We start from the raw sequence: 24703 nt of genomic DNA on the forward strand, positions 1-24703 counted from the left end.
CGGTGGCCAGGGCCCGTGGCATACTGCGCCGCGTGAAGAAGCGCATTTTGCTGCTGGCTGGGGGCCAGTCCGGGGAACATGAGGTCAGTCTGCTGAGCGCCCGCAGTGTGCTGGCGGCGCTGCCGCGCGACCAGTTCGACGTGACCCCGGTGGTGATCAGCAAACAGGGGCGCTGGCTGCCGCCCACTGAAACGCAGCGGGCGCTGGAACAGGGCGCCGCGCCCGTGGGGGGCGACCTGGTGCTGCACCGCGCCGCCAGTGCCGAGGGCTACGACGCCGTGTTTCCGCTGCTGCACGGCCCCATGGGCGAGGACGGCACCGTGCAGGGCCTGCTGACCCTGGCCGGTATTCCCTTCGTGGGCAGCGGCGTGCTGGGCAGCGCGGTCAGCATGGACAAGGTCATGACCAAGCAGGTGCTGGCCTCGGCCGGCATTGCGCAGGTGGCGTGGCGCCTGGCCGTGCGGCGCGAGTGGCAACAGAGCCCCGAGACGGTGCGGGCGCGCGCCGCTGACCTGGGCTACCCCCTGTTTGTGAAACCCGCCAACCTGGGGTCCAGTGTGGGCATCAGCAAGGTGAGCACCCCCGCCGAGCTGGACGGCGCCCTGCGGCTGGCCTTTGGCCTGGACCGCCGGGTGATTCTGGAGGCCATGACGCCCCACAGGCCCCGCGAGATCGAGGTGGGCATTCTGGGCAACGACGCCCCCATCGCCAGCCCGGTGGGCGAACTGCGCTTTGCCGCCGAGTTCTACGACTACGAAACCAAGTACACCGAGGGCCGCGCGACCATGCACATTCCCGCGCCCCTGCCGCCCGAGGTGGCCGAGCAGGCCCGCCAGACAGCCCTGACCGCCTTCCGCGCCCTGGACTGCGCCGGGCTGGCCCGCGTGGACTTCTTTTATCTGGAACAGACCGGCGAGCTGCTGCTGAACGAGGTCAACACCATGCCCGGCTTTACCACCACCAGCATGTACCCCAAGCTGTTCGAGGCGGCGGGGCTGAGTTACAGCGAACTGGTGACCCGGCTGGTGCAACTGGCCCTGGAGGAGCGGTAAGGGGGGCGTGGCGTGGGGTGTAGGAAGACCGCAGCGCCCTGAGATGTGGAAATTCAGTGTCGGTCCTCTGGAACGCCTTTGGGTGGGGGCCGTGCGACTCTCGCCGTTTTGACCCTTTCTCTCCGTCCCACCGCTCTCTCCGTCTCCTGTTCTTCCCGCGCCGCGCCCCTATCGCCTGAGCCACCCCGCCGCCCACCGCGTCACCGCCGGCATCACCAGATAGGTCATGGACACCACCACGACCACCATCTGCGGCAGAGCGCGCAGGGGCATGGGCCAGTGGCCCAGCCAAGGTGAAAGCGCGGTGCCGAACAGCCAGCCTGTGCCCAGGCTGACCGGGTACAGCGCGGCCAGGGTCAGCAGGGCCATCTTCCAGCGGGGTGGCTGGCGCAGGCTGGGCGCGGCAGGCGGCGTGAACCAGAAATCCAGGCCGGGCTGCTTTTCAAAGCTGAGCTGCTCGTCCACCAGCGGCGTTACGCGCGACAGCCACGCGGCGCGTTCGGGCGACAGTTCCCAGGCCGCCGCGCTGGTCAGGGAATCGAAGCGGGCCACCAGGGTGTAGTCGTGTTCGCCGGGGGCCGGGCGAATCACGCCGGTGCCCCGGTGCCCGGGAATGCCCGCCAGCAGGGTGTTGGCCTCGGCGAGCAGCGCCTCGTACTCGGCTTCGCGGCCGGGGCGGATGCGGCGGCGGATCACCAGACTGATGGGATCGGCCGGGCTGTGGGCCTGAAACTGCAGGTCGTCGGCCACGGCGGGGCCTACCTGTCCTGGCGCGGCCACGCCACCAGCAGCACTCCAGTCAGGATGACGCCCAGCGCGGCCCAGCCCAGGGTCCCCAGGCGCTCGCCCCCCAGTCCCACGCCCAGCAGCACCGCCACCACCGGATTCACATAGGCGTAACTGGTGGCCAGCGCGGGGCGGGTGTGCGCCACCAGATACATGTAGGCCGAATAGGCCACCAGGCTGCCAAACACGGTCAGGTACCCCAGGGCCCACAGGCTGGCCGCACTGGGTGTGCCCCAGCGTTCGCCCAGCAGCAGGCTCAGCGCCAGCAGCACCGCGCCCCCGGTCAGCATCTCGGCGGCGCTGCCCATCAGCCCGGCGGGCAGCGGCAGGCGCCGGGACCACTGGCTGCCAAAGGTCCAGCAGATGGGCGCCAGCACCAGCAGCAGGGCGGCCAGCGGCGTGGCCCGCAGTTCGCCCACGTTCAGCAGGGCAATGCCGGCCAGCCCCACCCCAATCCCCAGCCACTCGCGCCCGCCGGTGCGCTCGCCCCACAGCCGCCCGAACAGCGCGGCAAACAGGGGAGACACCGCAATGATCATGGCCGCCACCGAACTGCTCGCGTCCCGTTCGGCCAGCGTGACCAGCCCGGTGCCGCCGCCCAGCAGCAGGGTGCCCACCAGGGCGCTGGCGCCCCACTCACGCGCGGTGGGCCACGGCGCGCCGCGCCAGCGCAGGAAGGTCAGCAGCAGCGCCCCGGCCACCACGAACCGCACGGCCAGCATGCCCAGCGGCGGCAGGGTTTCAATGGCCACCTTGATGCCGTAATACGTGCTGCCCCACACCACGTACACCAGCCCCAGGCACAGCAGCACGGCCGGGGTCAGGACCGTGGCGGCCGGGCGCGCGGCCGGGGTCATGACGGCAGGAAGGCGCCCGGGGTGTCCCCGGGTTCAGGTGCGAGGCGGCTTTCGATGGCGCGGGCGTGGGCTTCCAGGCCCTCGGCGCGGGCCAGCAGCGCGCCGGCCGGGCCAATGCGGCGCAGCGTGGCCTCGTTCAGGCCCACCACAGAAATGATGTTCTGAAAATCGCGCACGTTGACCGGGCTCATGAAGCGGGCGGTGCCGCCCGTGGGCATCACGTGGCTGGGGCCCGCCACATAGTCGCCCAGCGCCTCCATGCTGGCCTCGCCCAGAAACACGCCGCCGGCGCGCTGCACCTGCCCCAGCAGGCTCCAGGGATCGCGGGTCAGCAGACACAGGTGCTCGGGGGCATACAGGTTGGCCAGGCTCAGCGCCTCGTCCAGCGACCCCGCCAGCACCACCTTCATGCGCGCCAGCACCGAGTCGCGCGCCCAGCTGCGGTTGGGTTCGGGCAGGGCTTCGAGTTGGCCGTGCAGTTCGGCCTGCACGGCGATCAGCAGCTCCCGGCTGGTGGACACCAGCACCGGCTCGGCGCCGTTGTGCTCGGCCTGGGCCAGCAGGTCGGCGGCCACGAAGCGCGCCGAGGCGCTGTCGTCGGCCACCACCAGGGTCTCGGTGGGGCCGGGCAGGCTTTCAATGCCTGCCATGCCATACACCATGCGCTTGGCGATCACCACGAACAGGTTGCCGGGCCCGGCGATCTTGTCCACGGCGGGAATGCTGGCCGTGCCGTAGGCCAGGGCGCCAATGGCCTGCGCGCCGCCCACCCTGAACAGTTGCGTCAGGCCCAGTTCGCGCGCCGCCACCAGAATGGCGGGGTGCACGGTGCCGTCCCGGGCAGGGGGCGTGGTCACCACGATGTCGGGCACGCCCGCCACCTGCGCGGGCACCGCCGTGTGAATCAGCGTGCTGATCAGGGGCGCCAGTCCGCCGGGCACATACACCCCTACCCGTCCCAGCGGCCGCACCAGCTGGCCCAGCGCGCCGTCTGGGCCGTGGTTGAGAAAGCCGTGGGCGGGCTGCTGCTCGTAAAAGCCGCGCACCCGGGCAATGGCGGTGCGAATGGCGCCGTGCAGCGCCTCGTCGACCACGGCGCCGGCCAGTTCGGCGGCACCCACGGCCAGCACCTCGGGCCGGTACCCGTCCAGCCGCCCGGTCCAGTCGCGCAGGGCGTCGTCGCCGCGCGCCCGGACATCGGCCAGAATGCGCTCCACCACCGCCTCGGGGCTCAGGGGCTCGCCAAAGGTGGCTTCAATGCGGGCCAGGACCGCGTCAGGCACCGGGAGGTCGTTGAAGGTGCGCGTCAGGGCGCGCCGGGCATCAGGGCCTTGCAACACTTGCATGGGGGGCTCCAGGAGGGGTGTGGGTTGTGAGGCGTAGGAAAGGCCGTGGGGCAGTGGAAAGTGGCAGGTGGAGACAGCGGGGACAGCACAGCCGCTCGCTGGCGATTCAGTCTGCGCGCGGTCGTGGTTGGAAACCAAACGGTTGTTTGGACGGGTCGTGGCCAGCCGGGCCTTATACCCTGCGGCGGCGGCGTTCGCGGTCGGGGGCCGGGCGGCTGGACCGCACCTGGGCGTTGGCCTCCACAGAACCGAAATCGGTGGGCTGAATCAGGCGCATCAGGCGCCAGGGCTCGGCCTGCTCGGTGTACACGTAGGCGTTGCCGGGGCGCAGAAAGTACCCGGTGCAGGGCACGCCGCCCACCTCGGTGCTCTGCAGGCGCTGAATCAGCACGCGCCCGCCGGTCAGCTGCGCGCCCAGGCGCTCGGGGCCGCCGCCCTCCTGGGCACTCAGCCAGCGCAGCCACAGCAGCAGGCTCACGGGGTCGTGGTACTCGGTCACCAGCGGCGTGCTGGCTTCCTCGCGGCCCTGGCGCAGGTGCACCAGGCCGGCGCGGCGGTCAAACTGCACCTCGAAGCTGGGGCGGCCCCGGCCGTCGCCCTCGGCGTAGCCCAGGCTGGTGAGGTGCCGGGGGTGCAGGCGGCTGTGCTGCACCCGGCGCAGTTCGGGCAGCACGCCGCCAAAATCCGTCTGCACGCGCGCAACCAGGGCGCTGCGCTCGCTCGTCAGGGCCCAGTGCTGCTCGCCCGCGTAACGCCCGCCCAGCGACAGGGTCAGGCTGAACGCCCCCTCTTTCAGCTCGGCGCGGGGCTCGCTCTTCAGGTCGCCCCTGGCTTCCGCCCTGGGGTCGCCCAGTTCGCCGCCTAGCTCGGGCGTGTCCAGAAGCTCTCACCGGGCCCCTGCCACTCGGCGCCCAGCGCCTCGGCCACCGTGGCGCCCACATCGGCAAAGGTGGCGCGCTCGCCCAGGTTCACGCCCGCCCAGCCGGCGCGGTGCATCAGCAGCAGGCCGTATTCACGGGTGTGGTCGCTGCCGTGCCACGTGGGGTCGTTGCCGTGGTCGCTGATGATGATCAGGGCGCCGCCCTCGGGGGTGGCCGCAATCAGCTCAGGCAGCGCGGCGTCAAATTCGGCCAGGCAGGCGCTGTAGCCGGCGGGGTCGCGGCGGTGGCCGTACTTGCTGTCAAAGTCCACGAGGTTGGTAAAGATCAGCCCCGAGGTGCCGTCCTGCGCCGCCTGCCGCATGCGGGCCAGCGTCTTGGCCACGCCGTCGGCGTTGTGGTCGGTGTGGATTTCCTCGGTAAAGCCCTGGTGGGCGTAGATGTCGGGAATCTTGCCAATGCCGATCACGGCCCGTCCGGCGGCCTTCACGGCGTCCAGCACCGTGGGCGGCGGCACGAGGCTGTAGTCCTTGCGGTGCTCACCGGCGCGCTCGAAAGGGAATTCACCCCGGAAGGGCCGGGCGATCACGCGCGCCACGGCGTACTCGCCCTGCAGAATCTCGCGGGCGGCGGCGCACCACGCGTACAGCGTCTCCAGCGGCACCACGTCCTCGTGGGCGGCTATCTGGAACACCGAGTCGGCGCTGGTGTACACAATCGGCGCGCCCGTCTGCAGGTGCTCGGGGCCGAAGTCGCGAATCACGTCGGTGCCGCTGTACGGCCGGTTGCACAGGTGGCCCTTGCCGGTGGCGGCGTCGAAGCGCTCCATGACCGCCGGCGGAAAGCCCTCCGGAAACACCTGAAACGGGTGCTGCAACTGCACGCCCATGAATTCCCAGTGGCCGGTGCTGGTGTCCTTGCCGGGGCTGACCTCGCGCATGCGGCCGTAGGCGCCCTGGGCGGGTACATCGGGCACGGTGTCGGGGCCGGTCTGCACGCTGGCCACCTGCGCCAGCCCCAGCGCGGCCAGGTTCGGCAGCGCTGCCGGGGCCGCCTGCAGGGTGTGGTTCAGGGTGTGGGCGCCCACGTCGCCAAAGCGCTCGGCGTCGGGCAGTTCGCCCACGCCCACAGAATCGAGCACGATGATCGTCAGCAGCATTCTTCCAGTGTAAGGGCCGCCCGGGCCCCGGGGGTCCCATCTGGCCCTCACGGGGGGCGCGGGAGGCCCGTGCTACGCTGCCAGACGTGACCGCGCCCCTGTCCCACTCGACCGCCGCGCCCGCGTCCGGCCCCGGGGCGGCCCGGCCGGTGCTGCACGCCGAGGGCCTGAGCAAGACCTACGGGCGCCGCGCGGTGGTGCGCGGCGTGAACCTGGAAGTGCGCCCCGGCGAGATCGTGGCGCTGTTCGGCCCCAACGGCGCAGGCAAGACCACCACGTTCTACATGCTGGTGGGCTTTATTCGTCCCGGCGGCGGGCGCATTGGCCTGGGCGGGCGCGACGTCACCCGCCTGCCCATGCACGAACGCGCCCGGCTGGGCCTGGGCTACCTGCCGCAGGAACCCAGCGCCTTTCGCAAGCTCACGGCGCGCGACAACCTGCTGGCCATCCTGGAATACCAGAACCTCTCCCGCGCCGAGCAGGAGGCCCGCGCCGACGCGCTGCTGGCCGAATTCGGCCTGTCGCATCTGTCGGGCAGCTTCGCCTACCAGCTCTCGGGCGGCGAGCGGCGGCGCCTGGAACTGGCGCGGGCCCTGACCACCGACCCCGATTACCTGCTGCTGGACGAGCCCTTTACCGGCGTGGACCCCAAGAGCATCCGCGAGATTCAGCGCCTGATCCGCGAGTTGCGTGACCGCCGCGGCCTGGGCGTGTTTATCACCGACCACAACGTGCGCGAGACCATCGCCCTGACCGACCGGGTGTATCTGATGTACGACGGCGAAGTGAAATTTGAAGGCACGCCGGCCCAGTTCGCCCAGGACGAGGACGCCCGGCGCCACTATCTGGGCGACGACTTCGAGCTGTGACCCAGGGAGCGTGAGGCGCGGTGCTGTGGCTCTTTTTGCCCTTCGTGGTGATTCTGTCTGGTGTGGTGGCCTACGCCGCCGACACCATTGCCAAAAAGGCCGGGCGCAAACACCTGCGCTGGTTCGGGCTGCGGCCCAAGCAGACGGCCCTGATTGTGGCGGTGCTTTCCGGCATGGCCATCAGCGCGGCCAGTCTGGCGGCCTTTTTGCTGCTCAACCGCTCGGCGGTCAACACCATTGCCCAGGCTGATCAGCTGCGGCCCCAGCTTGAAGAACTGCGCCGGGAAATCACCGTGGCCCAGGCGCAGATTCGCGCTGCTCAGCAGGAACGTGACCGCGCCCAGCAGGAAGCGCAGGGGCTGCGCACCCAGCAGCAGGCCGCCCAGCGTGACCTGACGGCCGCCCGCCGGGACCTGAACGCCGCGCGCGCCGCTGAAGCCACCCTGAAAGCCCAGGCCGCCGAGCTGCAGCGCCGCGTGCAGACCCTGACCCAGACCCGCGCGGCCCTGGAAGACCGCGCCGCCCAGAGCCGCGCGAAGCTGGCCCAGTCCGAGGGCGCCCTGAAGGCCAGCCGCACCCGCGCCCAGGCCCTGGACGCCCAGGTGGTGGACCTCAACGCCCGCGTGGCCCTGACCGAACTGGAAGCGCGCCGCGCCCAGGACCGCGCCCAGGCCGCGCAGCAGGCTGCCGAAGCCGCGCAGCTGCGGGCCACCCAGGCGCAGGCGCGGGCGCAGCAGGCCCAGGCCCAGGCCCGGACCCAGACCCAGGCCGCGCAGGCCCAGGCGCGGGCGGCCCAGGCCCAGGCCCAGGTGCAGGCGGCCCAGGCCCAGGCCCAGGTGCGGGCGGCCCAGGCCCAGCAGCGGCAGGCGCAGGCCCAGGTCCGGGCGGCGCAGGCGCAGGTGCAGGAGGTGCAGGCCGCGCGCGACGCGGCGCGCGCCGCACTGGCCCAGGCCACCGCCGAACTGGCCCGCGCCCAGACCCAGCAGCGGCAGGCGCAGGCCCAGGTGCGCGCCGCTCAGGCCGAGGTGGGCCGCCTGAGCGCCGAGCGCACCCGCCTGGGTGCGGAGCGTGACCAGGCCGCCAGCGAGCGTGACCGCGTGCGCACCGATCTGGCGCGCTTGCAGGCGCAGCAGGCGCAGCTGCAAAAAAGCAACGAGGCCCTGGGGCGCGATCTGGCGCAGGCCAGAGACACCCTGGGCCGCCTGCAGGATGAATATTCCAGCAGCCGCGCCGAGCTGAGTGCCACCCGCAACAGTGACCTCGCCTACCCAAAAAACGAACTGGTGTACGCCGCCGTGGTGCCCAGCGTGCGCAACCTCGACGCCTTCTTGCAGGACGCGGCGCGCAGTGCCCAGGCCCGGGGCGCGCGCGGCACCCCGGCCGTGCGCCTGAGTGCGGCGGCCCGCAGCGCCCTGGAAACCAAGCTGCGCGGCCTGAACGTGAGCACCTTCGTGCAGTGCCGCGCCGCCCAGAACGCGGCGGCGGGCCTGCCCGTGGAGCTCACCTGCGACGCCCGGCCCAACGCCGTGCTGTTCCGGGGCAACCAGATCATCCGCCGCGCCAGCGTGGCGCTGGGGGGCGATGCCCGGGCCCTGCAGGAGCAGATCAGCGATCTGGTCAAGGACACCGTGCTGGACGTGACCTCGCGCGGGGTGCCCAGCGAGTACGTGCAGGGCCTGGACGTGACCGAATTCGCCACCCTGCTCACGCGCCTGCAGGCCCGCACAGGTGGCACGGCAGTGGTGGGCATTGCCGCCCGCAGCGACGTGAAGCCCGCCAGCCGCGTGGACCTGTATCCCGTATTGCCCTGAGGGGCCCGGACACAGGGGCCGCCTCAAGACCCAATCGCAACCTGTATCAAGTTGTCATCAGCCGGGGCCGCTATCCTGCCGCCATGCGCCGACTGGCCCTGCTGACCCCCCTGCTGGCCCTGTCCCTGAGTTCGGCCCTGGCCGCCCCCGTGCGCGTGGAGTTCTGGCACGCCATGGGCGGCGTGCAGGGTGTGGTGGCCGGCTACGCCCGCGACTTTAACGCGGCCCAGGACGCTTATGAGGTGGTGCCCAGTGTGCAGGGCAACTACCGCGAGCTGCTGCCCAAACTGCAGGGCGCCCTGAAAGCGGGCAAGGCCCCCGCGCTGGTGCAGCTGGAATTCACCCAGTTCCCGGCCCTGGCGGCAGGCGGGCAGCTGGCCGACCTGACACGTGCCGCTGAAGCCCTGCCGGACGCGCTGCAGAGTGACATCTACCCGGCGGCCTGGAAATCGGGGCAGCTGGGTGGGCGCACCTACGGCCTGCCCTGGAATCTCAGCGTGCCGGTGCTGCTGTACAACGCGGGCAGCCTGAAGCGGGCCGGCCTGGGAGCGCCCGACACCTGGACGCAGCTGGAAGCCCAGAGCCGCGCGCTGGCCACGGGGGGCCGCCGCCCGCTGGTGGCCGCCGCCGACGCCTGGACCTTTGAGGCGAATGTGCTGTCGCGCGGGGGCAGCCTGGTGGGGGGGAGTGCGCCGCGCCTGAACAGCCCTGACGCCGTGGAAGCCTTGACCCAGCTGACCCGCATGAGCGCCGCCGGTCAGGCCCAGCCGCGCACCCTGAACGAGGCCACGCGCGCCGCCTTCGATTTTGCCCGTGGGCAGAATGTCTTTGTGCTGGCCAGCGTGGCGAACTGGATTGACGCGCGCAAGCTGCCGTTTTTCAACCTGGGCATTGCGCCCTTTCCCTGTGAAAAGCAGGGCGCCTGCACAGTGCCGCTGGGAGGTGCCACCCTGGCGGTGCCCGCTGGTACCCCCGCCGCCGAGCAGGCCGGCGCCGTGGCCTTCTGGCAGTTCCTGATGCAGCCTGCGCGCCTGGCCCACTGGGTGCAGGCCACCGCCTACGTGCCGCCCCGGCGCGCCGCCGGGCCCCTGCTGGAAGACTGGTACGCGAAAAACCCGCAGCTGCGCGCGGCGCATGCCCAGATTGGCCGCGCGGTGCCCCGGCCCACCCTGCCCGAGTACGCCGCCTGGACCGCCCTGCTGGAAGAGGCCATCCTGAAAGCCACCACCGGCAAACTGAGCGCCAAGGCCGCGCTGGACGAGGCCCAGAAGCGCGCCGAACGCTAGGCGCTATGCTGGGCGGCGTGGTGCTTGCCTACCTGCTCCTGACCCTGCTGACTGCTCTGGCGCTGCTGCTGTTTCTGCTGCGCCCAGGGCTGGCGCGCGCCGGGGTGGTGTGGGGCCTGGGCGCGCTGCTTCCCCTGCTGGCGGCGCTGGTCGTGGCGCTGGGGCACGGGGGCTGAAAGAAGCTGGGCGCCCGTCTGATACGGACTGCCGTCCATTTCCGTCACATCCGGAAAGACAGGGGATGTGACTTCAATTCCTGGCAATCCGCATTCGTTCCTGCTCGGCTACGCAGCTCTGCGAGTCCTCTGGTCGGAAACATTCCGTCATGTGTGACGGAATGTTTCGGAAGCTGTCTGACGCCAGAACGAATGTGGCCCAGTGCTGACCCGCAACAGGCTGCAAAGGGGCCCGTTTGGAGCGGCTGGCAGTTCCAGATCACCCGCCCCGCCTATTCCCCCAGATACCGCCGCAGGTCGTCAAGGTTGTGGCTGGTGCCAATCACCACCAGTTTGTCGTGGGAGCGCAGTTCGTCCTCGGCGCGCGGCGTCACCTCAATCTTGCCCGCCCGGCTGATGGCGATCACCTGCACGCCAAAGCGGCCCGTCAGATTCAGGTCGCGCAGGGTGCCTTTCAGGCGGTCGTTGGCCTCGATTTCCACGATGGCGTAGTCGCCCCCCAGGTCCAGGGTGTCCACAATGTTCGGGGTGGCGATCTGGCGGGCCAGCCGCACGCCCATGTCGTGTTCCGGGCGAATCACGAGGTCGGCACCAATGCGCTCCAGCACCCGGCGGGCCATCTCGTCAATCGCCTTACACACCACGTAGGGCGCGCCCAGGCTCTTGGCGTTCATGGTCGCCAGGATATTGGCCTGCACGTCGGTGCCGATGGCCACCACCACCACGTCAAAGTCGCCCACGCCCAGGGTGCGCAGGGCGCGCTCGTCGCTGGCGTCTACAATTGCAGCGTGCGTGACAAGGTTCATCACGCGTTCCACGTTTTCTTCGTGCTGGTCTATGGCCACCACTTCGTGGCCCATTTCGTAGAGGGTGGTGGCCACGGCGGTGCCAAAGCGGCCCAGCCCGATCACAAGACATTGTTTGCTTTTCATTGTTAACAGGTCCTTTCTGGTGTGCAGGAAAGCGGCGGGGTCAGCCGATCAGAATGTCCTTGTCGGCCGGGTAGCGCACCGGCACCGTCGAGCGCGGGCGCCCAAAGGCCACCGCGAAGGTGAGCGGACCAATGCGCCCCAGGAACATCAGCAGAATCAGAATCACATGCTGGGCTGGGTTCAGCAGCGGGGTGGTATTCATGCTCAGGCCCACGGTGCCGAAGGCGCTGACCGCCTCGAAAAACAGCTGGACAAAGCGCACGTCGTCCCGGGTGTTCAGGCCCAGCAGCGCAATCAGCATCACGTTGACCAGCCCAATGCTCAGCAGGCCCACCGTCATGGCGCGCAGAATCGTGTCGGTGTCGATGCGCCGCTCAAAGAGCGTGGTATCGCGCCGCCCGCGCACCATGCTCCAGGCCGAGGCCATCATCACGTAGAAGGTGCTGGTCTTGATGCCGCCGCCTGTGGAGCCAGGGTTGGCGCCAATGAACATCAGGATAATCGTGATGAACAGCGTGGTTAGGCCCATGGCGCCGTAATCCAGGGTGTTGAAGCCGGCGGTGCGCGTGGTCACACTCTGGAAGAACGAGGCCAGTACGCGCTCGCCCAGGCCCAGTGGCCCCAGCGTTCTGGGGTTGTTCCATTCCAGCACCAGGTAGGCCACCGTGCCCAGCAGCAGCAGCGCAGCCATCATGGTCAGCACCAGTTTGCTGTGCACCATCAGGCGGTTGCGCCGGGGATTGAGCAGGTGGGCCACCACATTCAGCTGTACCAGAAAGCCGGTGCCCCCCAGGATGATCAGCAGCGCGATCACCACGCTGACCAGCGGATCGCCCACGAAGCCCATCAGGTTATCGCTGTACAGCGCGAAGCCCGCGTTGTTAAAAGCGCTGACCGAGTGAAACAGCGAGTAGAACAGGCCCCGGCCCCAGCCTTCCTGCGGCACGAAACGAAAGGCCAGTAGGGCGGCGCCCACCAGCTCAATCACGAAGGTGTACAGAAAAATGGCCCGGATGAGACCCAGCACCCCCCCGGTGTTCAGTGCGCTGACCTGCTGGGCCAGCCGCAGGCGCTCGGTAAAATTCACGCGGCGCCGCGAGATCAGCGCGAAGGCCGTACCGAAGGTGATGATGCCCAGGCCCCCCACCTGAATGAGCAGCATGATCAGCACCTGCCCCAGCCGGTTGAAATCCTTACTGGGGTCAATGACGTTCAGCCCGGTCACGCACAGGGCGCTGGTTGAGGTAAAGAGCGCCTGCAGAAAATTCACGCTGCGCCGCGTGCCGTCCGGGTTCAGGCCGTGGGTGACTGGCAGGGCCAGCAGCGCGCCGCCCACCAGAATGGCCACGGCAAACGACAGCGCGATCAGCTGCGGCGGGCTCAGGCGCGACAGCGGCGAGAAGCGGCGGCGGGCGCGACCGGCACTCAGGTCGCGGGGGGGGCGGGGCGGACGGGTCATAGAACGGCCCGGATTGTACGCCGTTCGGGCGGGGCGGCGGCAGCCCCCAGGGGCGGGGGCTCTATACTGTTCTGCTATGCCGCGCCCCGCCCGCCCCGACCGTCACGCCCAGCCCCGGCGCAAAGCCCGCCCCCGGGGCGACCACCGCACCCGCCAGCCGGCCCACGAATACGAACTGGAGGTCCTGCGTGGCCTGGAACAGGTGGCGGCCACCGAGCTCTCCGGGGTGCCGCTGGCCCGCGATGTCCGGGACCTGCGCTTCTGGTACCCGGGCGACCCCGCGCGCCTGACCCGGCTGAAGGCGGCCCAGGCGGTCTACCGCGTGCGCACCTGGGATGTACCGCGCCCGCGCGGCCTGCTGGGCCACCAGCAACTGGGCGAACTGACGGACTTTCTGCTGGGGACCGTACAGATGGGGGCGCACCGCTCGTTCCGGCTGGCGGCGGCGGGCAAGGAGTCGGCGGTCATGCAGCGCCTCGCCGAGGAACTGCAGACCAGCCTGAACCTGCCCCACGACCCCGAGGCCGGCGAACTGCTGATTCGCCTGCGGCCTGAACAGGATGGCCCCGGCTGGGACGTGCTGGCCCGCATCACGCCGAAGCCCCTGAGCGCGCGGCCCTGGCGGGTGTGCAACATGGCCGGCGGCCTGAACGCCACCATTGCCTACGCCGCCCACAAACTGGCCGGGCAGCGCGAGCAGGACCGCATTTTCAATCCCATGAGCGGCAGCGGCACCCTGCTGATCGAGCGTGACCTGATGGGCCCCAGCGCCGCCCTGGTGGGCGTGGACGTGAACCCCGAGGCCGTGACCTGCGCCCGCGCCAACATCCAGGCCGCCGGGCGCGAGATCGAGGTGGCGGTGCGTGACGCCCTGCACACCGAACTGCCCGCCCGCTCCTTTGACCTGGTGATGGCCGATCTGCCCTGGGGCGACGCCATCAGCACCCATCAGGCCAACGAAACCCTGTACCCCGCCTTCTTGCAGGAAATGCACCGCCTGACCAGCCAGCGCGGGCGCCTGTGCGTGATCACCCACGAAATCCGCCTGTTCGAGCGGGTGCTGGCCGGGCAGCAGAAGTGGAACGCCCACGAACTGTTCCAGGTCGCCAGCGGCGGGCACCATCCGAAAGGGTATTTGCTGAGTAAGAGGTAGTGGAAAGTGGGGTGTGGACAAAGAGGGGGGCAGGGCGCGGGAAGGGTCGGGGGTTGACAAACGCCCGAGTTCAGAATCAGGTTGTTCCACACCCCACTCCCCACACCCCATCTGCCACACTGCCCCCCATGACCACACCATTTCGCTGGGGCATTCTGGGGGCGGCGCGCATTGCCCAGGCACTGATTCCGGCCATTCGGGCCGCGGGGGGTGAGGTCACGGCGCTGGGGGTGCGCGACCCGCACAGCGCGCGGGCGCGCGCCTTTGCCCAGGAATGGAACGTGCCGCTGGTGGGCGGCTACGCGGACGTGCTGGGTTCGGAGGTGGAAGCGGTGTATAACCCGCTGCCAAACGACCTGCACCACCCCTGGACCCTGGCCGCCCTGCAGGCAGGCAAGCACGCCCTGACCGAAAAGCCACTGACCCTGAACGCCGCCCAGGCACAGGACCTGGCCGCTGCCGCCGAAACGGCTGGCCGGGTGCTGCTGGAAGCCTTCGCCTACCGTTTTCAGCCGCAGGTGGCCCGGCTGCGCCAGATCGTGGCGGAGGAGCTGGGCGAGGTGCGGGCCGTGCGCGCGGCCTTTGGCTTTCATATGGCCAACCCGCACGACTTCCGCTGGCACGCGGCCCAGGGCGGCGGCGCGCTGTACGACGTGGGCACGTACCCGGTCAACCTTGCCCGGCTGCTGCTGGGTGAGCCGCAGGCCGTCACAGCGGCGGCCCGCTGGACGGCGGGGGGCCCGGACAGCGGCGTGGACGTGGGCCTGAGCGGGGTGCTGACCTACCCCGGCGCCCTGGTCAGCCTGGACTGCGCCTTTGACTGGACCGAGCCCAGCACCCAGGGGGTGACGGTGGTGGGTTCGCGCGGCACCGTCAGTATGGACGGCGTGTTTCACAGCCACACCCAGGAAGCGCAGACGCTGCGGGTGACGGTGGGCGCGGGGGTGCGCGAGGAAACCTTTGGGCCCAGCAACGGCTACGCCCATATGGTCCGGCACTTCATGGCGGTGGCGGCGGGGCAGGCGCCGGCACTGTACCCACCGGCCGACGCCGCCGCCCAGGCCCGCGTGCTGGACGCCCTGTACGCCTCGGCGCGCACGGGCCGCCGCGTAGAATGCCCCGCATGACCGATCCACTCCAGGGCTGGCAGCCCGCCCCCGCCGGGCACAAGCACGTGGTCAGCATCAGCCTGGGCAACAGCAGCCGCAACGCCCGCGAGACCGTGACCGTGCTGGGCCAGCCGTTCGTGATTGAGCGCATCGGCACCGACGGCGACGCGGCCAAAATGGCGGCGCTGTTTCAGGCGCTGGACGGCCGGGTGGACGCCTTCGGGCTGGGCGGAGCAGACCTGTACGTGATTGCGGGCGGCAAAAAGTACGTGTTTGCCAACGTGCGCAAGCTGGTGGCCCACGCCCGGCAGACCCCCGTGCTGGACGGCAGCGGCCTGAAAAACACCCTGGAGCGCGACGCCATTGCCCAGCTGGATGGCCTGCTCCGCTGGCGCACCCAGAAGGTGCTGATGGTGTCGGCCGTGGACCGCTTCGGCATGGCCGAGGCCCTGTCGGAGCACGGCGCCGACGTGGTGTACGGGGACCTCGTGTTTGGCCTGAATCTGGACCGGCCGCTGCGGTCTATCGGCTCGCTGCGCCGGGTGGCGGGGCTGGTGCTGCCGCTGCTGACCCGGCTGCCCCAGGACTGGTTTTACCCCACGGGCGCCAAACAGGAGCAGAGCGTGCCCGGCAAGGGCACCAGGTATTACGCCTGGGCCGATGTGATTGCCGGCGATACCCACTATGCCAAGCGCTACGCGCCGCAGAACCTGCAGGGCAAGACCATCCTCACCCAGACCATCACCGCCGCCGACCGCGAGTGGATGAAGGCACGCGGCGTGCGGCGCCTGATCACCACCACGCCGCGCATGGGGCAGCGCAACTTTGCCACCAACGTGCTGGAGGCCATGTTCGTGGCCCTGGCCGGTCAGCAAGAAGCCCTGAGCGGCCCCCAGTACCTGGAGTACATCCGGCAGGTGGGCTTTAAACCGGAGATCAATGAGTTGAGCTGACCCTCAGCGCAGGCTGTCCAGGGCTGCACTGAGGGTCTGGACATACCGGGGATACTGCGACTTGGCCGCGTTGGCGGTCACGATGAGCAGCCCGCCCTTGACCGGCGTGGCGCGCAGATCGTTGTAGATGGGAGCGTCAGCGCCCTGCACCCAGAAGCGCAGCACCACCCAGGCGCGCGGGCCCAGCGTCTTGACGCCCCGGCTCTCCCAGCGGAACCCGGGTGCGCCCTGCACCGAGCGTTCCAGCAGGACTTTCAGGGCTGCCATGTCACCCGGCACCTCGGCGCGGCGCACGGCAAAGGCAATGTTCACGGCCCAGCCCGGCCCCGGGGTGGAATACACGGCCGTGGGCGGCGCGCCGCGCGAATACTTGAGCTTCAGGATGTCCGGCGGCATCTTCACGAACCCGGCCGGCACGGTAAAGCGCACGCCCGTGCCCGGCACCTCCACGGAAGCGGCGTGGGCGGGGGAGACCAGGGCAGCCAGCAGCAGAACAGGCAGAACGCGGCGCATGGGGGCAGTGTACGGGTGCACTGTGGGCAGCGGGTGGGCCGGGCTTCAGCCTTCAGCCGGGGGCCAGCGCCGCCTGCCACTCTGGAAACTGCGGGCTCACGCGCAGCAGGTGCAGCAGCGCGGTGCCGGGGCGGCTGTGCCACAGGTCGGCCTCATGGGCCTTTGGGTTGCGGCCCAGGCGGCGCACCGCGTCGTGCAGCAGGTAGGCCAGCAGACGCAGGGTGGCGCCCTCGCCCAGCGCTCCCGGCGCTTCGTCCTCGTAGCCGCGTCGCAGGTCCGGGGCCGCCAGCGGGCCGCCGTACGTCAGGTCCAGCACCGGGTCGCCCCAGCCCGCGTCGCCCCAGTCAATCAGGGCGGTCAGCGCGCCGTCCCCGGTCACCATCAGGTTGCCGGCGTGCAGGTCGTTGTGCAGGAAGACGGGGTGGGTGGGGGGCGGGTGGTCTGCCAGCAGGCGCTGCGTGAGGGCCGCGGCCCACGCGGCTTCCCCCGCCCCTAATCGCGCGGCCCCCGTTACCTGGGCCTGAACGCGCGCCACGTCGGGCGGGCGAATAGGTTCCAGGCGCCCCAGGGGGTCGGCCACCGGGCCCACCGCCTGGTGCAGCCGGGCCAGTTCCCGCCCGGCTTCCTGCCACGCCCGGCGCAGGCGGGGGTCGCCGGGGGGCCAGCCCAGGTCCTCCAGGCTGCGCCCCGGCGCCAGGGCATACAGCGTCACCGGCGCGTTCACAATGTCCCGGTCCTCGTCAAAGATCAGCAGTTCTGGGGTGCAGATGCCCGCCCGGAACGCGGCGGGTGCGGCCACGCTCTCGGTCAGGGTGTCCTCGTCGTCGCCGGGCAGGGGCACGCGCAGCACGGCCGGCTGGTCCTGCCACACTGTTTCGTACACGCGGTTCACCATGCCCACACTGGGCAGGCGGCGCAGTGGGCCCTGAAGGCCGTATTTGCCGGCAAAAGCGGCCTGTTCGGCAGGCGACAGGTCGGGCAGGATACGCACCCCCGCATTCTTGGTGCCCGGCCCCCGCCCCGCCATGCGCCAACTGGCCGACCCCGCCGTTGACCAATGATATAAATTTTCAATCTCAATCACTGAATTGGAATTTTTACATCATTGCGCAGCTGACTTGTGATTCAGTAGACGTGTCAGGAGGACACCATGAATTCCGTTTTGCCAAGACTGACACTGGTGCTGGGATTAACCGCGTGTGGTGCGCAGGTGCCTCACCTTGGGCAGCAGGCGGCCCGTGTTGTGCAGCCGCAGGCCGCCACGCTGAATTTCAGTGGTTTCACCTGGACCGTCAAGGAGGGCTCAGGGCTGGGCCCGGGGCCCAACACCTGGTCGGCCCGGAATGTCTGGCTGGATGCGGCGGGCGACCTGCACCTCGCCATCCGCCGCGACGGGAGCACGTGGACCAACGCCGAAGTCAGCACTGGGCGCCGCCTGGGCTACGGCACCTACGAGTGGCGGGTGATCGGCCGCGTGGATCAGCTGGACCAGAATGTGGTGCTGGGTCTGTTTCAGTACCCCACCCCCGACACGGTGCCTGCCGGGCAGGACCCGGACGGCCTCTTTGAAATTGATGTGGAGCTGGCCCGCTGGGGGCAGGCCAGCGCCCAGCCGCTGAATTACACCACCTATCCCAGCGCGCGCGGTCAGCCGGTGACCTCGCGCGTGTTGCCTCTGCAGTTGCAGGGCACCTACACCACCCACCGCTACACCCGCCTGCGCGACCGCGTGATTCATGAAACCTTCGGCGGGCACACCACCGCGCGCTCCAACCGCATGGGCTGCAACGAATTCGTGTGGCCCGCCACCTACAACCCAAGCACCGGGGGCTGGACCAACCCCCGCATTGCCCAGATTGAGATGCCCGTGCACATGAACCTGTGGCTGTTCAGAGGCATGGCCCCCGCAAACGGCCAGGAGACAGAAGTGACCGTGCGCCGCTTCCAGTACGCGCCCAGCGACGGCAGCGTGAACGCAGGCACCCCCCGATGCTGAGCCCCGCTTCCTTTGTTCAGGCCCCGGTCCCTGTGGGCGGGGCCGCTACACTGCCCCCATGCAGGCACTGGTAGAGGCGATCCGGCAACAGGGGGAAATCTTGCCCGGCGGCATTCTGAAGGTGGACGGTCTGGTCAACCACCAGCTGCTGCCAGACCTGACGCGCGAGATGGGCGAGGCCTTTGCGCGTCACTTCGCTCCGCTGCGCCCCAGCAAGGTCGTGACCATTGAAGTCAGCGGCATTGCCCCCGCCATTGCGGCTGCCATGGCCCTGGGCGTGCCCATGGTTTATGCCCGCAAGAAAAAGCCAGTGACCATGAAAGAACCCATCTTCACCGCCCAGTCGGTCAGCCGCACCAAGGGCGGCGTGGTGGAACTGTTTGTCAGCAGCGAGTTCCTGGGCCCAGCCGACCGTGTGGTGGTGGTGGACGATTTTCTGGCCTCGGGCGGCACCCTGCGCGCCCTGAGCACCCTTCTGGCCCAGAGCGGGGCGCAGTTACTGGGGATTGGCTGCGTGGTGGAAAAGCAGTTTGAACACGGCCGCGCCAAACTGGCCGACCTGGGCGTGCCTCTTCACACACTGGCCAACATTGTGCGCATGGAGGGGGGAGAGCTGACTGTGGAGCCGGGCCGGTAGGGGAGGCGGGCGCAGGGAGACAAAGGCCAGCGCTCTGGCCCTGAACCCTCAACGGCTTCTGTGAAGAACCTCACTTCGTATTTTGTGTTACGCTTCATGAAGATCGATCTGTGGTGGCGTTCGTGGCCCAGGGCTCCGGGGCCGGGCGAACGTCGGTGGGGCGTGTTGTGCCGCGTTGCTGTGCGCCGCCTTGAAGGTGCGCGCCGCCCCGCTGCTGCCGGATGGTCCGGGACCTGCGGCCATGTGCCGCTGGAGCCCCGGCCCCCAGTGCAGACAAACTTGTGTTGCCGTGCTTCATCTGGGGAGGATGAACATGAGACGACTTCTGACGGCCCTGGCTCTGCTGTGTGGGGCCGCCCTGAGCGGCTGCGCGCCGCACAGCCCACCTGCACCTGCGGCGCCTGTTGTTGCGGCGCCCGCCCTGGCGGCCCAGTCGCATGACCGCTACCAGAACCTGTCTTACACCGTCACTGGGCCCAACACCGTGCGCTTTGAGCTGCGCGGGGGCTTTCGCGCTGGCTTCTACCTGACTGACCGCTGCCGCACCCCAGCCGGCGCTGTGACCACCTGCACAGGCTCCGGCGGTCTGCCCGCGCCCGGCGACTACGTGGATATGGCCGCCAGCGCCTCCAACGCCTTTGCCTTCGGGGACGGCACCACCCGTCCGGGGCGCATGGTGGGCCGCGTGGAATCGGTGGACCCGGCCGGTGACCTGCTGTACGCCCGTGCCATCACCCAGACCGGCAGCACCATTGAAAACGGCTTTACCAAGACCTACCCGGGCCCCGGCCCGTACACCGCCCTGTTCCAGGCGTGCTGCCGGCTGGACGGCGCCAACACTGGCCCCAGCGATCCTTATCTGGTGCGCAGCGTGGTCAGCTTTGCGGGCAACACCACCAATCCCGTGACCACCCTGCCGCCCGTGGTGGACTGCGTGGTGGCCACGGTCTGCACCTTCAGCGTGCCGGCGGCCGACCCGGACGGCCACGTGCTGGTGTTCCGGCTGTCCAACCAGCCCAGCGTGGCGGCAGAAACCGGGATCGGCGGTCCCATGCCGGGCAGTATCAGCCCGGCCGGGGTATACACCCTGCCGCCCATCGGCGCCCCTGCCGGCACCGTTTTTGCCACCCAGGTGACCATTGAAGAGCGCCTGGGTTCAGCCTCTGGGCCCCTGGTGGCCACCACCCCGGTGGACTTCCTGATCCGGCTGGTCACCGGCAATCCGCCGGCCTTTACCACCAGTCCGCCCTTCCCGGGTAACGGGCAGGTGTTCACCCTGAATGCAGGCACGCCCCTGAGCTTCCAGGTGCAGGCCACCGACCCCGACGGCACCCCGGTGACGGTCAATCACCTGGGGCTGCCCCCCCACGCCACCTTCGGGGCCTGCGCGGCTTCGGGCGGGGCCACCACCTGCACCTTCAGCTGGACCCCCGAGGCCGACGAGGCGGGCAGCTCCTTCGTGGTGGCCTTTACGGCGCGTGACGCCTCGAACGTGTCGGCGGCGCCCTACAGCGTGACCATTCAGGTGCCGGCTAACACGCCGCCCACGCTGACCCTGCCGGGCGCCCAGAGCGCCGAAGCCACCTCGGCTGCCGGGGCCGCCGTGCCCTACAGCGCCAGCGCCACCGATGCCGAGGACGGTGCGCTGAGCCCGGTCTGCACCCCGGCCAGCGGCAGCACCTTCGCCCTGGGCACCACCACCGTGACCTGCACGGTGGAGGACAGCGGCGGCCTGAGCGCCAGCGGCACCTTTACCGTAACCGTGGCCGATACCACGCCCCCCACCCTGGCCCCCAGCCCTGACCTGAGCGTGACCCCGGCCCCGGGGCAGTTCAGTGCCCCCGTGAACTACCCCCTGCCCACCGCCAGTGATGTGGTAGACCCCAGTGTGGTCGTGGCGTGTGCGCCTCCCAGTGGCAGCGCCTTTACGCTGGGCAGCACCACGGTGACCTGCACCGCCACCGACGCGGCAGGCAACGCCGCGCAGAGCAGCTTTACTGTGCAGGTGCGCTTCGCCGTGCAGGGCTTCTTCCAGCCAGTGCGCATGAACGAGGTCAACGTGATCAAGGCGGGCAGCGCCGTGCCGCTGAAATTCAGCCTGGGCGGCGACTGGGGCCTGAACATCCTGGCCGCCGGCTCGCCCGCCTCGTGGCCGGTGTCGTGCAGCAGCCTGGGCGCCCTGGGGCCCGCTGTGCCCACCGGCGCCTCGGGCGGCTCTGGCCTGCACTACGACGGCCAGTATGGGTACGTGTGGAAGACCGAAAAAGCCTGGGCCGACACCTGCCGCACCGTGCGCGTGGCTCTGCTGGACGGCAGCAGCCTAGAGGCCACCTTCCGCCTGCGCTGATTGCTCTGCTGATCGCCCGCGCCGCCTCCATGTGGGGCGGCGCAGGCGTTTGAGGTATGGGTCGTTGGTTGTGGGCTGTAGGAACAACGAGAGGCTTGACAGGCGCGCCGGGCCACATGAGGCAGTTTCACTGCCATCTGCCATCTGCCATCTGCCATCTGCCATCTGCCTCCCGCCTCACCTAACGCCCGTTTGGATACCATGTCCCGCATGACACAGCCGGGCATCGAACTTCAGGAACTGATTGCGGCCATGGAGCAGCGCCGCGCCAAGGTGGAGCAGGGCGGCGGCCCGGAGCGGCTGAAAAAGCAGAAAGCTGGCGGCAAGCTCACGGCCCGTGAGCGCATAGAGGCGCTGCTGGACCCCGGCAGCTTTCTGGAAATGGGCACCTTCGTGGAGCACCGGGGTGGGCGACTGATGCAGGGCGTGGACGCCCCCGGTGAGGGCGTGGTGACGGGCCGGGGCACCATTGACGGGCGGCAGGTCTTCGTCTTTTCGCAGGATTTCACCGTGCTGGGTGGCTCGCTGGGCAAGATGAACGCCGCGAAGGTCACGAAAATCATGGATCTGGCCGCCAAGACCGGCTGCCCGGTCATTGGCCTGAACGACAGTGCGGGCGCCCGCATTCAGGAAGGCGTGGACAGCCTGTCGGGCTACGGCGAGATCTTTTACCGCAACGCCATCTATTCGGGCGCCATTCCGCAGATCAGCGCCATTCTGGGGCCCTGCGCGGGCGGCGCGGTGTACTCGCCGGCCCTGACCGATTTCATCCTGATGAGCGAGGGCAGCAGTTACATGTTCATCACGGGGCCAGAGGTCATCAAGTCCGTCACCCGTGAGGACGTGACCTTTGACCAGCTGGGCGGCGCCGACGTGCACACCCGCCGCAGCGGCGTGGCGCACCTGGAGTACGACGGCGACGAGGCCGTGCTGCGCGGCGTGCGCGACCTGCTGTCCTACCTGCCGCAGAACGCCCACGAAAAGGCCCCGGCCCTCCCCAGCCGCGACCCGGCCACCCGCACCACAGAGAAGCTGCTGGACATCGTGCTGCCGGACCAGCGCAAGCCCTACCCCATGCACGACGTGATTCACGAACTCGTGGACGACGGCACCTTTCTGGAAATCCAGCCCGGCTGGGCCAGGAACATCATCGTGGGCTTCGCGCGCCTGAACGGCGAGTCGGTGGGCATTGTGGCGAACAACCCGCGCGTGATGGCCGGCACGCTGAACATTGACGCTTCTGACAAGGCCGCGCGCTTTATCCGCACCTGCGACTGCTACAACATCCCCATTCTGACGCTGGTGGACGTGACCGGCTTCCTGCCCGGCGTGGCGCAGGAACACGCGGGCATCATCCGCCACGGCGCCAAGATGCTGTACGCCTACGCCGAGGCCACGGTGCCCAAGATCACCCTGATCACGCGCAAGAGTTACGGCGGGGCGTACCTCGCCATGAACAGCCGCGATATGGGCGCCGACGTGGTGTACGCGTGGCCCACCGCCGCCGTGGCCGTGATGGGCGCCGAGGGGGCCGCGAACATCGTCTACCGCCGCGAAATTGCAGGCAGCGAGAACCCCGAGGCCACCCGCGCCCAGAAAATTGCCGAGTACAAGGACGCCTTTGACAATCCGTATGTGGCTGCCAGCAAGGGCTACATTGACGATGTGATTCCGATGGAGGACACGAGGCGCATCCTGATTCAGACCTTCGAGATGCTGCGCGACAAGGAAGAGGCGAGGCCGTACAAGAAGCACGGGAATATGCCGCTGTGAGGGACGTGGAGAGTGGGCCGTAGGGAAGTGGGAAAAACGCAGGGGGCGCTTCCACTAACCCCTCTCCACGTCCCACTTACCGTTTCTGCACGCGGACGCGCCAGACTGCGCCTATGACCGGCAAATACACCAAACCCAGCGACGCCGAGCTGCGCGAGCGCCTGAATCCCATTCAGTATCAGGTCACGCAGCACGAGGGCACCGAGCGGGCCTTTACGGGCGAATACTGGGACCACACCGAGGAAGGCATTTACGTGGATGTGGTGAGCGGCGAGCCGCTGTTTTCCAGCCTGGACAAATACGACGCGGGCTGTGGCTGGCCCAGCTTTACCCGCCCCATTCCCAGCGTGGCCCTGACCGAGAACACGGACTACAAGATTGGCTATGCCCGCACCGAGGTGCGCTCTCAGGGCGCAGACTCGCACCTGGGCCACGTGTTTCCGGACGGGCCGCAGGCGCAGGGCGGCTTGCGCTACTGCATCAACTCGGCGGCGCTGCGCTTTGTTCCGGTGTCTCAGTTGGAAGTGCAGGGGTACAGCGAATACCTGCCGTTGTTCGGGCGCTGAACACGAACCGAAAGGGGGCGGCTGAATGGGCCGCCCCCTTTCGGTTGCTCCTGGTTTACCGGGCGCTGCCGAAATCCTGCACCCAGTAGTGGCCATAGCTGCCGCCCTGCGCGTAGCCCACGCCCAGTTCGCGGTAGCTGGCGCTCATGATGTTCTTGCAGTGGCCTTCGCTTTTCAGCCAGCCGGTCACCACCTGTTCCGGGGTGCTCTGCCCGGCGGCGATGTTCTCGGCCACCGCGCGCCACGTGTAGCCGGCGGCCGTCACGCGCTGCGCGAAGGTGCGCCCGTCCTTGCCCGTGTGGCTGAAGTAATTCTGGGCGGCCATGTCGGCGGCGTGGCCCTGGGCCGCCTGGGTCAGCTGGGGGTTCAGGCTCAGGGCCGGCACCGGGGCGTAGGCGGCGCTGCCACAGGTGGCGCCCGCCGCACGCGCGGCGTTGGTCAGGTCCAGCACCCGCTGGGCGAAGCCCGCCGCGGGTGGAGTGGGGGTGGGCGCCGGGGCCGCCGCGCCCACCGTTACCGGAAAGTCCAGAAAGGCCGAAGGCCGGCTGCTCAGCGCGGCCCGCACGGTGGCGCTGCCGGCGCCGGTGGCGGTGACCAGGCCGCTCTGGTTCACCGTCACCACGGCGGCGTTGCTGCTGGTCCAGGTCAGCTGGCCGGGCTGCGCGGGTTGCCCGTTCACCGTCACGCGCAGTTGCAGCGTCTGACCGGGCGTCAGGGCAATGGGGGTGGCCACCGCCTGCGCGGCCAAGGTGTCGGCCACGTTGCCGCTGTGGCCTCCTGGGGTCTGACCTTCCGCCCCGGGGGCGCTGGGGCCTGCGCCGCAGGCAGCGAGGGTCAGGGCGAGCAGCACCAGGCTGGCAGAACGCGGCAGGGCAAAGCGCATGCCTGTATTAGAACCGCTTCAAGCCTCCATAAACATGAGGTGAAGGCTCTCATGTCTCATGCCATCCGCCGAGCTGACTGAGCGCAAAAATGCCCATGTTTTGCCAGAATTCTCACAGGTGGTGTTTCTCATGGAAGGCACATCATGCGGGCCTGTGGTGAG

General features: G+C 69.4%; 23 protein-coding genes. 13 read left to right on the top strand and 10 right to left on the bottom strand.

The features are described 5' to 3' along the window. Positions 1 to 32: 32 nt before the first annotated feature. The gene (locus tag C8263_RS09975; RefSeq protein ID WP_107138025.1) at positions 33 to 1052 is read left to right on the top strand and encodes a D-alanine--D-alanine ligase family protein; all 1020 of its coding nucleotides are present in this window, start codon (positions 33 to 35) and stop codon (positions 1050 to 1052) included. A 168-nt stretch (positions 1053 to 1220) separates the two neighbouring features. Here C8263_RS09975 and C8263_RS09980 read toward each other — a convergent pair whose 3' ends face one another. The 5 genes from C8263_RS09980 to C8263_RS10000 form a co-directional block, all read right to left on the bottom strand. Continuing rightward, entirely contained in the window at positions 1221 to 1790 is a 570-nt protein-coding gene (locus tag C8263_RS09980) for an antibiotic biosynthesis monooxygenase (protein WP_233218755.1), read from the bottom strand. A gap of 20 nt (positions 1791 to 1810) precedes the next feature. Further along, positions 1811 to 2695, bottom strand: a complete 885-nt coding sequence (gene yedA, locus C8263_RS09985) for a drug/metabolite exporter YedA (protein ID WP_107137972.1) — start codon at positions 2693 to 2695, stop codon at positions 1811 to 1813. After that, complete coding sequence (hisD, locus tag C8263_RS09990) at positions 2692 to 4041, bottom strand: histidinol dehydrogenase (protein WP_107137973.1); 1350 nt, start codon at positions 4039 to 4041, stop codon at positions 2692 to 2694. Before hisD ends, yedA begins: the two co-directional genes overlap by 4 nt. A gap of 172 nt (positions 4042 to 4213) precedes the next feature. Continuing rightward, complete coding sequence (locus C8263_RS09995; RefSeq protein ID WP_332888939.1) at positions 4214 to 4735, bottom strand: hypothetical protein; 522 nt, start codon at positions 4733 to 4735, stop codon at positions 4214 to 4216. Positions 4736 to 4902: 167 nt separating this feature from the next. After that, positions 4903 to 6078 carry a phosphopentomutase gene (locus C8263_RS10000; protein ID WP_107137975.1) on the bottom strand — a complete coding sequence of 392 codons (1176 nt, stop codon included), beginning with the start codon at positions 6076 to 6078 and terminating at the stop codon, positions 4903 to 4905. Positions 6079 to 6164: 86 nt separating this feature from the next. On the opposite strand from C8263_RS10000, the gene lptB reads away from it, so the two are divergent. The 4 genes from lptB to C8263_RS19290 all read left to right on the top strand — a co-directional run bounded on the left by lptB (position 6165) and on the right by C8263_RS19290 (position 10220). Beyond that, a complete protein-coding gene (lptB, locus tag C8263_RS10005; RefSeq protein WP_199188372.1) occupies positions 6165 to 6947 on the top strand; it encodes an LPS export ABC transporter ATP-binding protein in 783 nt (260 codons plus the stop codon). Positions 6948 to 6967: 20 nt separating this feature from the next. Continuing rightward, complete coding sequence (locus tag C8263_RS10010; protein WP_107137976.1) at positions 6968 to 8758, top strand: DUF3084 domain-containing protein; 1791 nt, start codon at positions 6968 to 6970, stop codon at positions 8756 to 8758. Positions 8759 to 8841: 83 nt separating this feature from the next. Next, complete coding sequence (locus tag C8263_RS10015; protein WP_107137977.1) at positions 8842 to 10044, top strand: ABC transporter substrate-binding protein; 1203 nt, start codon at positions 8842 to 8844, stop codon at positions 10042 to 10044. A 17-nt stretch (positions 10045 to 10061) separates the two neighbouring features. Beyond that, positions 10062 to 10220, top strand: coding sequence for a hypothetical protein (locus C8263_RS19290; protein ID WP_158263779.1), 159 nt, complete (start codon positions 10062 to 10064; stop codon positions 10218 to 10220). Positions 10221 to 10492: 272 nt separating this feature from the next. Here C8263_RS19290 and C8263_RS10020 read toward each other — a convergent pair whose 3' ends face one another. After that, positions 10493 to 11152 carry a potassium channel family protein gene (locus C8263_RS10020; RefSeq protein WP_107137978.1) on the bottom strand — a complete coding sequence of 220 codons (660 nt, stop codon included), beginning with the start codon at positions 11150 to 11152 and terminating at the stop codon, positions 10493 to 10495. Between the two features lie 40 nt (positions 11153 to 11192). Next, complete coding sequence (locus tag C8263_RS10025; protein ID WP_107137979.1) at positions 11193 to 12611, bottom strand: TrkH family potassium uptake protein; 1419 nt, start codon at positions 12609 to 12611, stop codon at positions 11193 to 11195. A 76-nt stretch (positions 12612 to 12687) separates the two neighbouring features. On the opposite strand from C8263_RS10025, the gene C8263_RS10030 reads away from it, so the two are divergent. The 3 genes from C8263_RS10030 (at position 12688) to C8263_RS10040 (ending at position 15826) form a co-directional block, all read left to right on the top strand. After that, positions 12688 to 13764, top strand: coding sequence for a methyltransferase domain-containing protein (locus tag C8263_RS10030; protein WP_107137980.1), 1077 nt, complete (start codon positions 12688 to 12690; stop codon positions 13762 to 13764). Positions 13765 to 13892: 128 nt separating this feature from the next. Continuing rightward, the gene (locus C8263_RS10035; RefSeq protein WP_107137981.1) at positions 13893 to 14891 is read left to right on the top strand and encodes a Gfo/Idh/MocA family protein; all 999 of its coding nucleotides are present in this window, start codon (positions 13893 to 13895) and stop codon (positions 14889 to 14891) included. Continuing rightward, on the top strand, positions 14888 to 15826 hold the full coding sequence (locus C8263_RS10040; RefSeq protein ID WP_199188373.1) for a DUF8754 domain-containing protein: 939 nt from the start codon (positions 14888 to 14890) through the stop codon (positions 15824 to 15826). Before C8263_RS10035 ends, C8263_RS10040 begins: the two co-directional genes overlap by 4 nt. Positions 15827 to 15829: 3 nt before the next feature. On the opposite strand, the gene C8263_RS10045 is transcribed toward C8263_RS10040, so the two are convergent. Both C8263_RS10045 and C8263_RS10050 read right to left on the bottom strand, forming a co-directional pair. Continuing rightward, complete coding sequence (locus C8263_RS10045; RefSeq protein ID WP_146160644.1) at positions 15830 to 16339, bottom strand: hypothetical protein; 510 nt, start codon at positions 16337 to 16339, stop codon at positions 15830 to 15832. A gap of 52 nt (positions 16340 to 16391) precedes the next feature. Continuing rightward, the gene (locus C8263_RS10050; RefSeq protein ID WP_158263780.1) at positions 16392 to 17330 is read right to left on the bottom strand and encodes a phosphotransferase family protein; all 939 of its coding nucleotides are present in this window, start codon (positions 17328 to 17330) and stop codon (positions 16392 to 16394) included. A gap of 159 nt (positions 17331 to 17489) precedes the next feature. Between C8263_RS10050 and C8263_RS10055 the strand changes: the two genes are divergently transcribed. From C8263_RS10055 to msrB, 5 genes are all read left to right on the top strand, one after another. Next, positions 17490 to 18335, top strand: a complete 846-nt coding sequence (locus tag C8263_RS10055) for a glycoside hydrolase family 16 protein (RefSeq protein WP_158263781.1) — start codon at positions 17490 to 17492, stop codon at positions 18333 to 18335. A gap of 58 nt (positions 18336 to 18393) precedes the next feature. Further along, entirely contained in the window at positions 18394 to 18972 is a 579-nt protein-coding gene (xpt, locus tag C8263_RS10060) for a xanthine phosphoribosyltransferase (protein ID WP_107137985.1), read from the top strand. A gap of 313 nt (positions 18973 to 19285) precedes the next feature. Next, a complete protein-coding gene (locus tag C8263_RS10065; RefSeq protein ID WP_158263782.1) occupies positions 19286 to 21319 on the top strand; it encodes a PxKF domain-containing protein in 2034 nt (677 codons plus the stop codon). Positions 21320 to 21529: 210 nt separating this feature from the next. Beyond that, positions 21530 to 23092, top strand: coding sequence for an acyl-CoA carboxylase subunit beta (locus C8263_RS10070; RefSeq protein WP_107137987.1), 1563 nt, complete (start codon positions 21530 to 21532; stop codon positions 23090 to 23092). A gap of 113 nt (positions 23093 to 23205) precedes the next feature. After that, the gene (msrB, locus tag C8263_RS10075) at positions 23206 to 23658 is read left to right on the top strand and encodes a peptide-methionine (R)-S-oxide reductase MsrB (protein ID WP_107137988.1); all 453 of its coding nucleotides are present in this window, start codon (positions 23206 to 23208) and stop codon (positions 23656 to 23658) included. Between the two features lie 55 nt (positions 23659 to 23713). Here the strand turns inward: msrB and C8263_RS10080 are convergent, their stop codons facing one another. Then, entirely contained in the window at positions 23714 to 24541 is an 828-nt protein-coding gene (locus tag C8263_RS10080; RefSeq protein ID WP_107137989.1) for a CAP domain-containing protein, read from the bottom strand. Between the last annotated feature and the right edge of the window lie 162 nt (positions 24542 to 24703).

This window comes from Deinococcus arcticus, assembly GCF_003028415.1.
Taxonomy (GTDB): Bacteria; Deinococcota; Deinococci; order Deinococcales; family Deinococcaceae; genus Deinococcus; species Deinococcus arcticus.

Coding starts and splice junctions, on each gene's coding strand:
- yedA (WP_107137972.1), bottom strand. CDS start 2,695: ATGACCCCGGCCGCGCGCCCGGCCGCCACGGTCCTGACCCCGGCCGTG.
- hisD (WP_107137973.1), bottom strand. CDS start 4,041: ATGCAAGTGTTGCAAGGCCCTGATGCCCGGCGCGCCCTGACGCGCACC.
- C8263_RS10035 (WP_107137981.1), top strand. CDS start 13,893: ATGACCACACCATTTCGCTGGGGCATTCTGGGGGCGGCGCGCATTGCC.
- C8263_RS10045 (WP_146160644.1), bottom strand. CDS start 16,339: ATGCGCCGCGTTCTGCCTGTTCTGCTGCTGGCTGCCCTGGTCTCCCCC.
- C8263_RS10080 (WP_107137989.1), bottom strand. CDS start 24,541: ATGCGCTTTGCCCTGCCGCGTTCTGCCAGCCTGGTGCTGCTCGCCCTG.
- C8263_RS10015 (WP_107137977.1), top strand. CDS start 8,842: ATGCGCCGACTGGCCCTGCTGACCCCCCTGCTGGCCCTGTCCCTGAGT.
- C8263_RS10020 (WP_107137978.1), bottom strand. CDS start 11,152: ATGAAAAGCAAACAATGTCTTGTGATCGGGCTGGGCCGCTTTGGCACC.
- C8263_RS10055 (WP_158263781.1), top strand. CDS start 17,490: ATGAATTCCGTTTTGCCAAGACTGACACTGGTGCTGGGATTAACCGCG.
- C8263_RS10070 (WP_107137987.1), top strand. CDS start 21,530: ATGACACAGCCGGGCATCGAACTTCAGGAACTGATTGCGGCCATGGAG.
- xpt (WP_107137985.1), top strand. CDS start 18,394: ATGCAGGCACTGGTAGAGGCGATCCGGCAACAGGGGGAAATCTTGCCC.
- C8263_RS10040 (WP_199188373.1), top strand. CDS start 14,888: ATGACCGATCCACTCCAGGGCTGGCAGCCCGCCCCCGCCGGGCACAAG.
- C8263_RS10025 (WP_107137979.1), bottom strand. CDS start 12,611: ATGACCCGTCCGCCCCGCCCCCCCCGCGACCTGAGTGCCGGTCGCGCC.
- C8263_RS10030 (WP_107137980.1), top strand. CDS start 12,688: ATGCCGCGCCCCGCCCGCCCCGACCGTCACGCCCAGCCCCGGCGCAAA.
- C8263_RS10000 (WP_107137975.1), bottom strand. CDS start 6,078: ATGCTGCTGACGATCATCGTGCTCGATTCTGTGGGCGTGGGCGAACTG.
- msrB (WP_107137988.1), top strand. CDS start 23,206: ATGACCGGCAAATACACCAAACCCAGCGACGCCGAGCTGCGCGAGCGC.
- C8263_RS10065 (WP_158263782.1), top strand. CDS start 19,286: ATGAGACGACTTCTGACGGCCCTGGCTCTGCTGTGTGGGGCCGCCCTG.